We start from the raw sequence: 14,487 nt of genomic DNA, 5'->3' as shown, positions 1-14,487 counted from the left end.
AGTGTCCTTTAAAAAGACGGTCTTAGTTAAAAAGATGACTGTTTCGTCTTTGTCGGTCAATGGAAAGCAGTCGAAAAAAGGTGACTGAGCGTAGTCGAAGTTACCTTTTTCCATTTTGAATTAATATTACACAAACGGTCAATTGCTAACATTAAAAAGTTGTTACCTTTAGTGCTCTTTTAAATAAAATCTAAAGAATGAAAAAAATAGTATTCGCGTTGGTCTTATTGACCTATTCAATGGGTAATATTGCTCGCGCTGATGAGGGGATGTGGCTTCCATTTTTGATTGGAAGAAACTACGAAGACATGAAAAAACATGGCTTGAAACTGACTCAGGAGCAAATTTATTCCATCAACAAATCTTCTTTGAAAGATGCAGTGATCTCTTTTGGAGGTTTTTGTACAGGTGAGATCATCTCCAATCAAGGATTGATCTTGACAAATCACCATTGCGGATATGACGCAATTGCAGGTGCTTCAACAGAAGATCACAATTACCTGGACAATGGATTTTGGGCTAAAAATTTCAAAGAAGAAATTGCAGTTAAAGGATTGACAGCGACTTTCATGATCCGTATGGAGGATGTTACGGCACAAGTGGCTAAGGAATTGAATTCTAAAATGACTCCTGAGGAGCGTGCTAAGAAAATCAAGGAAGTAACGGATGTGTTGGTGAAAGATGCTACAACAGGAACTCATTACGAAGCGTTCGTTCGTGATTTTTACGATGGAAATGAATTCTATTTGTTCGTAAAGGAAACATTTAAAGATGTTCGTTTGGTGGGAACACCTCCGCAATCAGCTGGAAAGTTTGGTGGAGATACAGACAACTGGGAATGGCCGCGTCATACTGCAGATTTCTCCATGTTCCGCGTTTATGCCGGTTCGGATAACAAGCCTGCAGATTTCAGTGAAGCGAATGTTCCGTTGAAACCAAAATCTTCTTTACCGATTTCTTTGAAAGGTGTGAAGCAAGGTGATTACGCCATGATCATGGGATTCCCGGGAAGAACAAACCGTTACTTGACTTCTTACGGAGTTGAGCAGGCAATTTCTTTGGAGCAACCTAAAATTGTTGATATCCGCGCTAAGAAATTGGAGATCATGAAAAAATACATGGATAAGGACGTAACAGTTCGTTTGCATTATTCATCTAAATATGCTCAGGTAGCAAACTACTGGAAATACTTCATCGGTCAGACAAAACAGTTGAAAGGAAACCACGTTGCTGACAAGAAAAGAAAAGTAGAAGAAGAGTTCACGAAATACTCAGCTGGAAAAGCGGAATACAACAATGTGCTTTCAGATATTGAATCCGCTTTTAAAGCAACAAACAGCATTATTTATATCAAAACTTACCAAAGTGAATTCGTTCGTCAGGTAGATATCAACTCGGTTGTTTACATGTACAAATTAGCATTGGATGCTAAGAAAGCAGGAAACGAAGAGCGTTACAAAGCGATCCTGGATGCAGCGAAAGGAACCGCTGAAGAGATTTATGCCGAGCGTTCAATGGATATCGAGTTGGAAACATTGGAAGAAGTCTTGAAAATGTACATCCAAGACGTTCCAATGGAACAACAGGTTGGAATCACTAAATCCATCGGTACTGACGGAATGGCGGCATTCATGGCGCGTGTAAAGGCAAATTCGATTTTTGTTTCGAAAGAGCGTTACGAAGAATTCATGAAGAACTTCGATGCAGAGAAATTGAGCCAGGATCCATTGTTCATTTTGATCAAAGATTTGGACAATGCATATCAAGCTGCAATGGCACAGGATGCGGTTAAATCTGCTAACGCGAAATTGACACTTGCAAACCGTGCGTTTGTAAAAGGAGTTCGCGAAATGCAACCAAACAAGAAATTCTATCCGAATGCAAACTCAACAATGCGTTTGACTTACGGAAATGTATTGGCTTACGATCCGCGTGATGCAGTTCATTACGACTACTTCACAACGTTGGATGGAGTAATGCAGAAAGAAGATCCTACAAATCCGGAATTCGTGGTTGATCCGCGTATCAAGGAATTGTGGCAGAAAAAAGATTACGGTCAGTATGCTTCTAACGGGAAATTGCCTGTAAACTTCCTTTCGAACAACGACATTACAGGAGGTAACTCCGGTTCTCCGGTAATCAACGCAAACGGTGAGTTGATCGGAACTGCATTTGATGGTAACTGGGAAGCCATGTCCGGTGACATCTATTTCGAGCCGAACATCCAACGCACAATCTCTTTGGACGTTCGTTACACGCTTTGGTTGATCGACAAGTGCTACGGAGCAACGAACTTGATCAATGAAATGAAGTTGGTGAAGTAAGAAAGTACTTCGTTAATAGGTCATATTAAAAAGCCGCTGGTCTAAGGATTAGCGGCTTTTTTGTTAAGATTTTATTTTTTTAGTCAACCAATGTGGTTGACTAAGTGGTTTTATTCCAAAACTCTTTAATATCCTTAACAAGCACTTTCTTATCTTCAAATAATGACATAACTATTTCTCCTTCTGATTTGTCAAAATAATAATATTCGATTAAATCAATCGCCTGATTGTTTTTAATTAAGGAAATAATATGATCATCGTTATTTGGAGAGAGTCCCATAAACGTGATGCTACCACTTATGTTTTTGAGGTGATTTAAGGCATAATCGATTGAAAAGTTTAAATCGGAATTTTTGATTTTCAGTTTAATTCCTTCATATAGATTTCTAACTAGGTAGTTATTATCATCTTTCCAAGATTCAATTTCTCGCTTTGTTTCATGGTTATTCAGATATGCTTTTGCAAATTTATCAATGGCTGAATTTGCTAGTTCGGGACTCTCACCAACATGTTTTTTTAAAGCTCCTGAATTACTTGTTAAAGCTGTTGAAAATACATGTTCATACCCTTGAATTACGGGTGCGTTTTTAATAGGTTTATCGGAAAGTTGATTTCTAAAACTATTATGGTCGTATTCATGAGCTAAAACGTGAAAAGCCCCATGCAAATATAAAATTTCGCGTTTTGTAGCGATCTCAAGGTTCCTATCGTAATTAGATGTAAAGATATTATCATAGGAATTTAGAAAATTGATAAAATTAGATGGGAAATTCTCATGAAGTAAATTTACTTTTCCGTCATTAAATATTGAATCAAGAAATAGTCTGCGAAGAAACTCTTGAATATAGAATCTTTCAGGATTTACGATTTTATTTTTTCGACAATAGAGATTACTTAGAAGAAAGAAATCTTCAAATCCAATTTCATCGATTAGGGTTCTTTTTGTGTATCTTTTCTTGAAATTTATTAGTTCTTTTTTTTCATCATTTAGTACAGCTAAATAGTCATAATCTCCATTGATAAAATCAGGAAAAGCATGATATAGTAATGTAATCCAGATCTCAATTTCTTCAGTATAAACATTTTTGTTGTATTTTTTTGATTTGAGCTTCATTAAGGCTCTACTCACTATTAGTTTATTAGTGTTGTCAATTCCTCCAAATTGAATATTTATTCCATTTCCTAAGATTATGTTTTTCATATACCATGAATGCTATTGGAAGTTTTCTTAAAATCAATGATCTATTTAAGAGAGTCAATAAACAGTGTAGCGCATTTCGCTGTTCCAATACTACTTAAAAAATCAAAACAAATATCTTGAGAACTAAAATTTTCTCTTTTGGGTTACAATTCTCAGCTTAAAGGGTTGATCGGTTTTAAAGTTTCCTTTTGAATCTTGTTTAATCAAAACGAACGTATTGTCTACCAGGAGCTTATTACCCATGATGACGCGATCCTCTCCCAAGGGATGTTTTTCACTGAGCAGGATAGTATCGCCGCTCATGCGGTATTCACCGTAATTATTTGTCTCGCCAAAGACAGCATAATCACTGAGCTTGTAGGTTTTGTTTTGTCTCAGGTAAAGTGTTATACCATTGATATCACCATCGTAATGAGCTTGAAAGACAACGGGGCTGGATTCACGGATATTCAGCTTGATCCGCAAGGTGATGACAATTACGGTGTGGATGAGGCAGACAGCTATCGGAAAAAGGTATCCGCGTATTTTTCTTGCCAAAAGCTGGATCATGGAGTAAATAACGACTCCGATTAAAAGCGCATGCATGAAGAGAAAGTATATGCTCAATAAGACTCCATCGATAGGACCTTCTTCGATTTGGTAGAATGAACGGATCTCATCATCCAGTACAATGCCCGAGATGAGGAGAGAGAAGATGGTGAGGATGATAATCGTGTTTCTGATAGTTCGGTTCATGGTTTCCGGGATTATTCCAATACTACTTAAAAAAATGGAACTTTTATTCCGCTATTTTAGCTTTTCCAGCTCAACAATGCAATTTTCCAAGTCCTTTTCCCATTCGGGATTGATTGTTTGGTCTTCTTTGATCGATTTTAGATTTTGTTGAAGTAAAGGTAGAAACTCCTGGTTTTTAGTAGCAATGATTGCTTCAAAAAGCAAGGTTCCAAATTCGCCCTTTATCATTTCTCGCTTGATTACTTCGTTTACTCGTTTGTCTTTTCGTTTTGCCAATCCGGCAATAGCTTCCAATTTTGTCTCTTGATGCTTGTCGCCAATCCGTTTCCACAAAGCTTCCCGTATAGTTTTAGTATTTCTTTCTCCTTGTCCGATATAAAAGGTTGCCCAATTTCTGATAGGAGTCGATTGGTCGTCTGATAATTTTATTAAGATATCGATTACTTGGATGTCGTCGATAAAACCCAGAGCCGAAACAAGCCCCTCTTTTATAAGCTTATTGTCGCTGTTGCAGAACGAACAAATTTTTTCGATTTGCACTTTATCGAGGTTGTCGTTGTTGTGTCCAATTCCATAAAGCAAAGACAGGAGTACTTCGGGATTCTTTTCAGTAGTTAATAAGTCAAAATAGCATGTTAATGTCTCGTTCAAAAATGGTCTTGGAGATAAACCCAATTGGGCTAGAATGTCAATTCCGATACTGCGAATTTTTGGGTCGCTTGATTTTGTGAATTCCAAACATTTCCCCAATAGTTCTTCACTGGGACGTTTTCTTAAAACATGAATCGTATCCCAGCGAGATCTGTCTGACTTGTTATGGATAAGTCGAGACAATAATTTGTCGTCTGTCCAATTGATTCTACTCATTTCTTTCCGATTCTTGAAGTATCCGGCTCTTGATTGTAATTGTTAGTCTGCCAATATTGGTTTAGGAACTTTCAGCAAAATTCAATAATAGTCAAAAAAAAGTGGAACTGCCGCAACAATTCCACTTAAGTATTATGTATAATCGCCAGTGCTTTAGTAGCTATTACTTTTATTCGGGTTTAATTTTAACGATTTTATTATCACGTAAAACAACCAGTTCACTGTTTTTAGACTTCTTAAATTCTAAAAGTTTTTCATACGTTTTTTCAAGCCCTTTTAGGATTTTATTTTTTTCTTCTATTTGAATTTCAATTGTTGTCATAATGATTTTTTAAAAGGTTAAACTTCTCTTGATTCAAAACATTCAGTAAACCATCAATTTGTTTATCAGCTAATAGTTCGTGTTTGCCCTCAGAATTATCAAAAATCAAGGCTCCATCAACAATTGGAAGATAAATATCAAATAGATTTACAATTCCTCGGACATATCTTCTTTCAATAACTTCTGGTTCAATGTTGTGACCACCTTCGAAAACTCTTGTTTTTACACGTTCTTTGGCCAGCTCAATATTTTGAAGCCAAAAGAACAACAATGTTACCCGATACCCTTTTTTCTTGGCTTCGATTATTTTGTTTTTATAACTCTTTGTTGATAATGTTGTTTCAAATGCAAAATTCTCATTTTCAGAAAGCAATTCATTGATTCTATTTAACATGATTCGCCCCGATTCAAATGATACTTTTTCAGGTTGAAAAGGAGACAATCCTTTTGCTATTTCATCTGCATTTACAAATTCTTTACAATCTAAAATATCCGGTAAAATTGTGAAAGATGCAGTCGTTTTACCTGCACCATTACAACCTGCTATTATGTAAAGTTTTTTGTCATTCACAGTTGTAAATTTACAAATTATTTTCGTTGGCTTTTAGGGTTGATTTAGATAGAATAATCATTGAATTTTGACGACCTTGTTAAGGTGTGTTTGGTATCTTCTTTTTTCAATTCCAATTATTCGATCAGTAATTTTTCTCTCAGCTGTTCGCCTTTGGTAGTGTTGAATTGGACGAAATAGATTCCTTTCGACAAATGTGATACAGATATTTGATCGCTTTTTTCAAGCGTAAGGGTTTGTCCGAGTTGGTTTGTCAGGAGCACGTCGCTATCTAAATTTTCAATGGATATAAAATCAGAAGTTGGATTCGGATAGATCCGGGTTTTTGCCTCGGTATTGTCATCTAGACCTAAGGTTTGTCGGTTTTTAGTCAGGTAGTATTTTAAAGGTCCGTTTTGATTATGCCACATTTCTATAAACAGGTTGTTCTCATCCATGAACTTGATATAGCGGAGTTCATATTGGTTGGTTCCTACACCAAAATCAATGGTAATGAACCCGTTTGCATATCCTGAACTCAATATGTTATAGACGCTCATGGTTTTTAGATTGGAAGCTTGTGTTGTTCCATAATAAAAAACCGGGAGAAAAGTATCATCGTTTGGCCCCAAACAACTGGTGGATGTCGTGGTGTCGATATAATTTCCGTTTGCAAGGATCTTTACCTTGACCGAATAATTGCATGTCCACGGAGTAGAAGTGTAGCCGAACCAATCGCCGGGAAGGTAGTTGGTGTATTGCGTCCAGGATAGATTTGTCAGGTAATTTGCATTGGGATTGTAGCTGTAATCAATCACATAGGTTGCTGAACTTACAAAGCTTTGTAAATTTCCAGCAAATCCAATTGCTTTAAGGGTGACCTGGTTTCCATTTCCGCTAATGGGAATAGTTCCGGTGTATAATTGTGATGAGTTGTTGGGTGTTGTACCATCCAAGGTATAACGAATGGTAGTATTCGGAGTAGTGGCTGTTAGTGCTACCTGGATATTCGTAGCATACCTTCCCGATAAATGAGAGAATTTCGGAGAATAGACATCCGAGTTTGTTTGGGAAAAAGTGGTATTGATAGTAAGGAATAGGGGAGTGGCTAATGCAAGTAATTTAGATAGCTGATGTGTCATACGATTTAGATTTAAAGCAATTAAAAAAGAAAGCCCATCTACAAAAATTTAGCCAAAAAAGTGGAACTGCGACAATAATTCCATTAGAGTATGATTGAAAATGAATGTTTTTTTATTCTTTCGTTCTGCTTTCCAAGTCCATTTTTTCGTGCAGTATTCGGAGTATTTCTACTTCGTCTTCTGAAATTTGATGATAGAACAGAATATGCTTTTCAGATTTGAATCCTAGTAAATGGGTACTTATTTCAGTATAAACTTTTCCAATGGTTGGATTTTCTCCAATGGCTTTACAGGCAGATCGAATTGTTTCGTAGTATTTATCGGCTTGCTTTTCTGACCATTCTTGCACTGTATAATTCCAAATCTCCGTTAAATCGTCTATTGCTTCTTGTCTCAAGATAACTTTAGGCATTTTTACTTCTTTTCGGATTTTAGTTTGGCTAAGTGTTCATCAAAGTCAAAATTCTCAACTCTTGGACTATTCACTCCTTGTTGAATGGCATTTTTCAAAGCGATTACTTTGCTTTCTTCATTTTCTAAAAGTCGAAGCCCGGCACGAATAACTTCACTTACGTTTTTATATCGTCCAATTGAAACCTGGTTGCTAACGAATTCGTCAAAATAATTTCCAAGTGATACGGATGTATTTTTCATAGTTGAAACTTTTTCTAAAGTTACCAAAAATTGGTAAGTATTTCAATTGACTACAAAAAAAGTGGAACTGCCGCAACAATTCCACTTGAGTATGTTTTTAAGGAATAATTTAGATAATTTACTATCGTAATCTCATTGTCCTCCCCCTTTGTCCCCCTCCAAAGGGGGAAAGGAGATTCTCTTTACTTCTGGTAAAAAGGCATCTTAACCACTTTCGCTAAAACTCCTTTATCTCTGATTTCAATAAAAATTTCGCTGTCTGGAGTCGCAAATTCGGTAGTTACATAACCCATTCCGATTGCTTTTTTCACGCTTGGACCTTGTGTTCCGGAAGTTACTTTCCCGATCACATTTCCGTTTGCGTCCAGGATACGGTAATCATGACGCGGAATTCCACGATCAATCATCTCAAAACCGATTAGTTTCTTGGAAACACCAGCTTCTTTTTCAGCTTTCAATTTGTCTGCATCCACAAAATCCTTCGTGAATTTCGTAATCCATCCCAATCCTGCTTCAAGCGGGGAAGTGGTGTCGTCGATATCATTTCCGTACAAGCAGAATCCCATTTCCAAACGCAAAGTATCGCGCGCAGCCAAACCGATCGGTTTGATTCCGAATGCAGCACCTGCTTCAAAAACTTTGTCCCACACTTGTTTCACTTCCGAGTTCTTGCAGTAAATTTCAAAACCTCCTGAACCGGTATAACCTGTTGCAGAAATGATCACATGGTCAATTCCGGCAAACGGACCAACTTCGAAGTGGTAATATTTGATGGCAGACAAATCTACAGAAGTCAACGATTGCATTGCTTCAACTGCCTTAGGTCCCTGGATCGCCAATAAGGAATAATCATCCGAAAGATTTCTCATGGATACATTCTTCGTATTGTGGGAAGAGATCCAGTTCCAGTCTTTTTCAATATTGGAAGCATTTACAACCAACAGGTATTCCTCTTCCTTGATACGGTAAACGATCAAGTCGTCTACGATCCCACCTTTTCCGTTTGGAAGACAAGAATACTGCGCACGACCGATTGTCAAAGTAGAAGCATCATTTGTTGTAACACGCTGAATCAGATCCAATGCATCCGAACCTGATAACAAAAACTCTCCCATGTGAGAAACGTCGAAAACACCAACGGCATTGCGAACTGTTTCGTGTTCAGCGATTACACCTTCGTATTGTACGGGCATATTAAATCCTGCAAATGGAACCATTTTGGCACCCAAAGCTTCATGAACCTGGGTAAGAGCTGTGTTTTTCATTTATTTCGTTTTTAAGACTGTAAAAGTAATTATTTCGTTCAATTTTAGTGAAGGAAGTTCTGTAAGATTACTGCGATATTAATTTGGATCCGTGATAAGGACAAAATTCGTAGTTTGCCGGAAATAATTCTCCGTCATTGGAGCATTTCGAATCCTTAAAAAGACTTGGTAAGGGCAAATGGAATGAATTTTTGATAGAACCTAGTCCAAGCGTGAAATCGATATTTGAATAAGGATCCAAGAGGTTTTCTCCTTGTGGATCGGTGATTTCGAAATAAAAGATAGACATTCCGGATCCCATATCACCCAGCATTCGGGAAAACATGGGTTTCAAATAGCTATTGAGCATTTTTAAATCTTCCGATAGTTTCGCGTCTGCTATCGGTTTATAAGTCTTACCATTAAATACCACGGAAACGTTATTTCGCAAATAAGAATCCTCTTTTGCTTCAAACGAACCTCCATTCATTTTCCCCTGAACAGCAAAGAATATGGATTTGTTTCCAAGCATTTGTTTTAACTGGGTGATCACTTCCGGAGGGATTGATTTGGGATCTTTTGCAGCCATCACTTCCCAGTAAATTTCAGGAAACCAATATAAAAGGGTTAATTGGGTATCTCCGGAATGGGTATAGACAATATCCTTTAATAATTTATTCTGATCGACCTGGTTAAACTCTAGTTTGCTTTGACCGACTGCCGAAAAAGTAAGGGTCAGGATAAGCAGGAAAAGGAAGTTTTTCATGTTCTTGGTTTTGAACACAAAAGTATCCAATTTGTCCAAATGCAGGGAAGAAAATAGGTTAATTCTGCAACATCTTCACAAAACGGATCGTGCAATCGCGTTCTTCCGCTTCAGGATTCTCGAAAGAACCGAAGCGCAATGTTGCTATGGATTTATCCATGAAATAATGCTGTTCCAATATGGGTTTGATGGATTGGAAAATCTGCTCGGCATTTTTGCCATTGAAATAAAGGTATCCATCTCCAAAATCCATAGATATGTCGTGTCCGTCATATTTTCCAAGATCCTGAGCAGTAATGTTTGAATCCAATTGTTTTTCCAACTCATGCAATTCATTCAAATCTTCAATTCCATAAAAGAACTGAATGACAACCAGTTGATTTTCATTCATGTGCGTTGAATTTTCGGTTTTGGTTGCATCCAGGTTCTTTCGTTGAAAAAAATCAAACCATCCCATTTTGCAAGCTTTTCAATTAAGAAGTAAGTTAAAGAAAAAAAAAGGAAATTCAAATGATAACTTGTTATTTAACAAATGGTTAATCTGTAAATCAAAAAAAGAATTACTTACTTTTTTGAGAATCTTAGACAGCGTGGGGAAGCCACAATTGCACAACAGTGAAATTGATAGATCTAGTTGAAATCGTTTCTCGGCTATATAATTGATACCATCAAAATAAAAAGGCTTCCTTAAAATAGGTATGAAAATGTATTTTCATGTATTTTTTTTGGTTTCAATGAAATCAACAGGGGGTGTTTATAAAATTTTATACTTTTTATTGGAATACCCCCTCTGAAAATTGTAAATTTGTCAAAAATTTTGAATTTATGGCAACAAAACGATTACAGGCGTATCAGGATGTACTCAATCGTACACCAAAACACATCGATTATGATGGGAAAGTTTCCGAATTATTCGGGAAAAATGTATTTCACACAGAGGTTATGCGTGAATACCTTCCTTCAGATGCATACAAATCTATGATTGAGTCTATCCAGAATGGAACTCGCCTGGATCGTAAAATGGCTGATCAGGTTGCTTCTGCAATGAAAGATTGGGCATTGACAAAAGGTGCCACACATTATACTCACTGGTTTCAACCTTTAACTGGAACAACTGCAGAAAAACACGATGCGTTTTTTAAACCTGTAGGACCGGGAAGAGCAATCGAACGTTTCGATGGTGAATTATTGGTTCAGCAAGAGCCGGATGCTTCTTCTTTCCCGAATGGTGGAATCCGTAACACGTTTGAAGCTCGTGGTTATACAGCTTGGGATCCATCGTCACCGGCTTTCGTAATAGGGAAGACCTTGTGTATCCCTACCATCATGATTTCCTACACTGGCGAGTCATTGGATTACAAGATGCCTTTATTAAAAGCATTGCATGCTGTGGATAAAGCCGCTGTGGAGGTTTGTCAGTATTTTGATAAGAACGTTACAAAAGTAAATGCAACGCTTGGTTGGGAACAGGAATATTTCCTGGTGGATCAGGCTTTGTTTAATTGTCGTCCGGATTTAATGATGACAGGTCGTGCATTATTCGGTCATGCTCCTGCAAAAGGACAACAATTGGAAGATCATTATTTTGGTTCCATTCCGGAACGCGTTACTGCTTTCATGCGTGAGTTTGAAACAGAGGCGATATTATTGGGGATTCCGGTTACAACACGTCACAATGAGGTGGCTCCGAACCAGTTCGAGTGTGCGCCTATTTTTGAGGAATGTAACCTGGCGAATGACCACAACATGTTATTGATGGACTTGCTGGAGAAAATTGCACGTAAGCATGATTTCCGTGTCTTGTTGCACGAAAAACCATTTGCCGGTGTAAACGGATCCGGGAAACACAATAACTGGTCTTTGTCTACGGATACAGGTGTGAACTTATTACAACCGGGTAAAAACCCGAAAACAAACTTACAATTCCTGACTTTCTTCGTAAATACGATCAAAGCGATTCACGATAACGACGATTTGCTGCGTGCTTGTATCGCATCGGCAAATAACGATCACCGTTTGGGTGCAAACGAAGCTCCTCCGGCAATCATTTCCACATTTATCGGTTCTCAATTGTCCGGTATGTTGGATGAGTTGGAACAAAATGTGAAAGCCGGAAAAATGACTCCGGAAGAAAAAACGGAGTTGAAATTGAATATCGGTAAGATTCCACAAATTATGCTGGATAATACAGATAGAAACAGAACTTCCCCGTTTGCATTTACCGGTAACAAATTCGAATTCCGTGCGGTAGGTTCTTCTGCTAACTGCGCTTCTGCAATGATCGTGTTGAATACGATCATGGCGAAACAGTTGCAATTATTCAAAGTAAGTGTGGATGCCCGCATCGATAAAGGTGAGGCGAAAGATGAAGCGATTCTGAAAGAACTTCAAATCCTGATCAAGGAATCCAAAAGAATTCGTTTCGAAGGAAATGGATACGGTGACGAGTGGGTGAAGGAAGCTGAAAAAAGAGGATTGAATAACTTCAAGGATACTCCACGTGCATTGAAAGCATGGGGTGACAAGAAATTCATCCAGTTATTTGATGAAATGAATGTATTGACTCCACGCGAATTGGAAGCCCGTCAGGAAATCGAATACGACAGCTATACCATGAAGATTCAAATTGAAGCACGTCTGATGGGAGATTTGGTTCAGACACATATTTTACCTGCTGTATTTGAGTACCAAAACCGCTTGTTGACAAACATTCAGGGAATCATCAATACACTTGGTGAAAAGGTCGGGAAAGAAGCCGCAGCAGCTCAAATCGAATTGGTCACTAAGATCTCGATGCATTTGAATAAAATGAAATCAACTTGTGATACGATGCTTCAAGCCAGAAAATTGGCCAACAAAATTGAAGATGTGGAAGAAAAAGCGGTGGCATATTGTGATAAGGTGAAAGTTTATTTTGACGAAATCCGTTACCACGCAGATAAATTGGAGTTATTGGTAGACGATGAGTTGTGGCCATTGCCAAAATTCAGAGAAATGTTATTTACACGATAATAAAATTCAACTTAGGTTTGACCCCGACTTTCGAAAGAAACGTTGGGGTTTTTATTTCCCGCAGATCGCGCCGAAGAACGTAGATATTGGATATTTCTCTATTGTAAAATAAATAGTTCTTAAAAATAAATCAGCGTAATCAGCGAAATCTGCGGGAGAAGAAATACCTTTGTTTCGAAGATGAAACAATTCGATATTCCCTCCATATTTCGCTCGCCGATCATATCGAGAGTGAAGGCGTTTCGTAAAACCCAAGATCCACGAAAAAAGGATTTTTCCCCTACAATTCTGGACTTTGGAAACATTCAATTGCACATTGCACGACATTTTGGGTTTTGTTATGGGGTCGAAAATGCCATTGAAATCGCTTATCGCGCAGTGGAAGAGAATCAGGGGAAACGGATTTTCCTGTTGAGTCAGATGATTCACAATCCTACAGTGAATGAAGATCTGACACGACATGGAATTGAATTCATTCAGGATACTTCAGCAAACCAATTGATTCCTTGGGAAGAACTCACTCCAAATGATGTGGTCATTATTCCGGCATTTGGGACGACCATTGAAATAGAGCAGATTCTGAAAGAAAGGGGTGTTTCTACTGAAAAGTACAATACGACTTGCCCTTTTGTGGAAAAGGTATGGAATCGGGCTGAAAAATTGGGGACGGAAGATCATACTTTGGTCATTCACGGCAAATACAATCACGAAGAAACACGTGCTACCTTTTCACATACGGCTTTGAATTCGGAAGCTGTAATTGTTAAGAACATGGAGGAAGCCGCATTTTTAGCGAAATGTATTACCGGAGAAGCTTCAAAAGAAGAATTCTATGCCTTTTTTAAAGCAAAACACACTCCGAACTTCGATCCGGAAATTCACCTGACTAAAATCGGGGTGATCAATCAGACTACCATGTTGGCAAGTGAGACCCAGGAAATTGCTGAGTTTCTAAAAAAAGTAACGGAAGATTATACGGCTACATCGAAAGGAAGTAAAACATTTGCGGATACCCGCGATACGCTTTGTTACGCTACCAATGACAATCAAAGTGCTACGGAAGCATTGATGAATGGGACCTTGGATTTTGCAATTGTGGTTGGTGGTTACAATAGCTCCAACACTTCGCATTTGGTAGAGTTATTGGAACAAAGCTGTCCCACTTACTTTATTAAGGATGAATCGGAAATCCTTGATGCGGATACCATCAACAGTTTCAATATCCATACCCACCAAATGGAACAAATTGAAGGTTGGATAAAGGGACGTAAAATCGGAATTACTTCAGGTGCTTCTTGCCCGGATTCGATTATGGACAATGTAATAAGCAAATTATTAACGCTTAAAGAAAGTCAGAAATCCATAGAAGAGGCACTTCAGGAATTGGATTAACAGATAATGATCTTATTGAAATGCGTATCGTCATTGAAATGCGAATCGTTTTCAAAAATCAACTCATTTGCATTGCACTGGATATGCCATTTGAAACCAACTCCTTCAATGAAATTCTTGCTTGTTTTGCTAGAACACTCAATATCAACAGTGTTACACAATTTTTCAGTTCCATTGACAATAACCCGCCATTCTTTTGAATGAGGATCTTCACTATTAAAGTTCGTATTGAAACGAATTAAAACTTCCAGTTCAGAATTCATGAGGTAATATTAGTA

The 14,487-nt window shown here is 37.8% G+C and carries 15 protein-coding genes; 3 read left to right on the top strand and 12 right to left on the bottom strand.

Going from position 1 to position 14,487, the window contains the following annotated elements; genetic code table 11:
• The first annotated feature begins 197 nt into the window (after positions 1–197).
• The gene (locus AAG807_RS12885; RefSeq protein ID WP_341904558.1) at positions 198–2,324 is read left to right on the top strand and encodes a S46 family peptidase; all 2,127 of its coding nucleotides are present in this window, start codon (positions 198–200) and stop codon (positions 2,322–2,324) included.
• 100 nt (positions 2,325–2,424) lie between these two features.
• Here AAG807_RS12885 and AAG807_RS12880 read toward each other — a convergent pair whose 3' ends face one another.
• The 11 genes from AAG807_RS12880 to AAG807_RS12830 all read right to left on the bottom strand — a co-directional run bounded on the left by AAG807_RS12880 (position 2,425) and on the right by AAG807_RS12830 (position 10,262).
• Positions 2,425–3,525, bottom strand: a complete 1,101-nt coding sequence (locus tag AAG807_RS12880) for a hypothetical protein (protein ID WP_341904556.1) — start codon at positions 3,523–3,525, stop codon at positions 2,425–2,427.
• A 123-nt stretch (positions 3,526–3,648) separates the two neighbouring features.
• Complete coding sequence (locus AAG807_RS12875) at positions 3,649–4,260, bottom strand: hypothetical protein (RefSeq protein ID WP_341904554.1); 612 nt, start codon at positions 4,258–4,260, stop codon at positions 3,649–3,651.
• A 51-nt stretch (positions 4,261–4,311) separates the two neighbouring features.
• Positions 4,312–5,127, bottom strand: coding sequence for a hypothetical protein (locus tag AAG807_RS12870; RefSeq protein ID WP_341904552.1), 816 nt, complete (start codon positions 5,125–5,127; stop codon positions 4,312–4,314).
• A 169-nt stretch (positions 5,128–5,296) separates the two neighbouring features.
• A complete protein-coding gene (locus AAG807_RS12865; protein WP_341904549.1) occupies positions 5,297–5,449 on the bottom strand; it encodes a hypothetical protein in 153 nt (50 codons plus the stop codon).
• A complete protein-coding gene (locus AAG807_RS12860; protein WP_341904547.1) occupies positions 5,436–6,020 on the bottom strand; it encodes a zeta toxin family protein in 585 nt (194 codons plus the stop codon). Before AAG807_RS12860 ends, AAG807_RS12865 begins: the two co-directional genes overlap by 14 nt.
• A gap of 116 nt (positions 6,021–6,136) precedes the next feature.
• Positions 6,137–7,141 (bottom strand): chitobiase/beta-hexosaminidase C-terminal domain-containing protein, encoded by a 1,005-nt coding sequence (locus AAG807_RS12855; protein ID WP_341904544.1) that lies wholly within the window; start codon positions 7,139–7,141, stop codon positions 6,137–6,139.
• Positions 7,142–7,253: 112 nt separating this feature from the next.
• Positions 7,254–7,553 (bottom strand): type II toxin-antitoxin system RelE/ParE family toxin, encoded by a 300-nt coding sequence (locus tag AAG807_RS12850; RefSeq protein WP_341904541.1) that lies wholly within the window; start codon positions 7,551–7,553, stop codon positions 7,254–7,256.
• Between the two features lie 2 nt (positions 7,554–7,555).
• Positions 7,556–7,795, bottom strand: a complete 240-nt coding sequence (locus AAG807_RS12845; RefSeq protein ID WP_341904539.1) for a type II toxin-antitoxin system ParD family antitoxin — start codon at positions 7,793–7,795, stop codon at positions 7,556–7,558.
• A 182-nt stretch (positions 7,796–7,977) separates the two neighbouring features.
• Positions 7,978–9,060, bottom strand: a complete 1,083-nt coding sequence (gene gcvT, locus AAG807_RS12840) for a glycine cleavage system aminomethyltransferase GcvT (protein ID WP_341904537.1) — start codon at positions 9,058–9,060, stop codon at positions 7,978–7,980.
• 67 nt (positions 9,061–9,127) lie between these two features.
• A complete protein-coding gene (locus AAG807_RS12835; protein ID WP_341904535.1) occupies positions 9,128–9,805 on the bottom strand; it encodes a hypothetical protein in 678 nt (225 codons plus the stop codon).
• A gap of 58 nt (positions 9,806–9,863) precedes the next feature.
• Entirely contained in the window at positions 9,864–10,262 is a 399-nt protein-coding gene (locus AAG807_RS12830) for a hypothetical protein (protein ID WP_341904530.1), read from the bottom strand.
• Positions 10,263–10,630: 368 nt separating this feature from the next.
• Here AAG807_RS12830 and AAG807_RS12825 point away from each other — a divergent pair, with 368 nt between their 5' ends.
• On the top strand, positions 10,631–12,817 hold the full coding sequence (locus AAG807_RS12825; RefSeq protein WP_341904526.1) for a glutamine synthetase III: 2,187 nt from the start codon (positions 10,631–10,633) through the stop codon (positions 12,815–12,817).
• Positions 12,818–12,997: 180 nt separating this feature from the next.
• Positions 12,998–14,209 (top strand): 4-hydroxy-3-methylbut-2-enyl diphosphate reductase, encoded by a 1,212-nt coding sequence (locus tag AAG807_RS12820; protein WP_341904524.1) that lies wholly within the window; start codon positions 12,998–13,000, stop codon positions 14,207–14,209.
• Here the strand turns inward: AAG807_RS12820 and AAG807_RS12815 are convergent.
• Positions 14,206–14,472: a hypothetical protein gene (locus AAG807_RS12815; RefSeq protein WP_341904521.1), complete on the bottom strand. Its 267-nt coding sequence runs from the start codon at positions 14,470–14,472 to the stop codon at positions 14,206–14,208. The two genes, AAG807_RS12820 and AAG807_RS12815, sit on opposite strands and share 4 nt — an antisense overlap.
• Between the last annotated feature and the right edge of the window lie 15 nt (positions 14,473–14,487).

It is taken from the genome of Fluviicola taffensis DSM 16823 (assembly GCF_943372375.1).
Classification (GTDB): domain Bacteria; phylum Bacteroidota; class Bacteroidia; order Flavobacteriales_D; family Crocinitomicaceae; genus Fluviicola; species Fluviicola taffensis_A.
This window is presented reverse-complemented; position numbering and strand designations above follow the sequence as displayed.

Bases quoted from the DNA above. Each gene is read 5' to 3' on its own strand.
- AAG807_RS12885 (WP_341904558.1), top strand. From the start codon at position 198: ATGAAAAAAATAGTATTCGCGTTGGTCTTATTGACCTATTCAATGGGT.
- AAG807_RS12880 (WP_341904556.1), bottom strand. From the start codon at position 3,525: ATGAAAAACATAATCTTAGGAAATGGAATAAATATTCAATTTGGAGGA.
- AAG807_RS12875 (WP_341904554.1), bottom strand. From the start codon at position 4,260: ATGAACCGAACTATCAGAAACACGATTATCATCCTCACCATCTTCTCT.
- AAG807_RS12870 (WP_341904552.1), bottom strand. From the start codon at position 5,127: ATGAGTAGAATCAATTGGACAGACGACAAATTATTGTCTCGACTTATC.
- AAG807_RS12865 (WP_341904549.1), bottom strand. From the start codon at position 5,449: ATGACAACAATTGAAATTCAAATAGAAGAAAAAAATAAAATCCTAAAA.
- AAG807_RS12855 (WP_341904544.1), bottom strand. From the start codon at position 7,141: ATGACACATCAGCTATCTAAATTACTTGCATTAGCCACTCCCCTATTC.
- AAG807_RS12850 (WP_341904541.1), bottom strand. From the start codon at position 7,553: ATGCCTAAAGTTATCTTGAGACAAGAAGCAATAGACGATTTAACGGAG.
- AAG807_RS12845 (WP_341904539.1), bottom strand. From the start codon at position 7,795: ATGAAAAATACATCCGTATCACTTGGAAATTATTTTGACGAATTCGTT.
- gcvT (WP_341904537.1), bottom strand. From the start codon at position 9,060: ATGAAAAACACAGCTCTTACCCAGGTTCATGAAGCTTTGGGTGCCAAA.
- AAG807_RS12835 (WP_341904535.1), bottom strand. From the start codon at position 9,805: ATGAAAAACTTCCTTTTCCTGCTTATCCTGACCCTTACTTTTTCGGCA.
- AAG807_RS12830 (WP_341904530.1), bottom strand. From the start codon at position 10,262: ATGGGATGGTTTGATTTTTTTCAACGAAAGAACCTGGATGCAACCAAA.
- AAG807_RS12825 (WP_341904526.1), top strand. From the start codon at position 10,631: ATGGCAACAAAACGATTACAGGCGTATCAGGATGTACTCAATCGTACA.
- AAG807_RS12820 (WP_341904524.1), top strand. From the start codon at position 12,998: ATGAAACAATTCGATATTCCCTCCATATTTCGCTCGCCGATCATATCG.
- AAG807_RS12815 (WP_341904521.1), bottom strand. From the start codon at position 14,472: ATGAATTCTGAACTGGAAGTTTTAATTCGTTTCAATACGAACTTTAAT.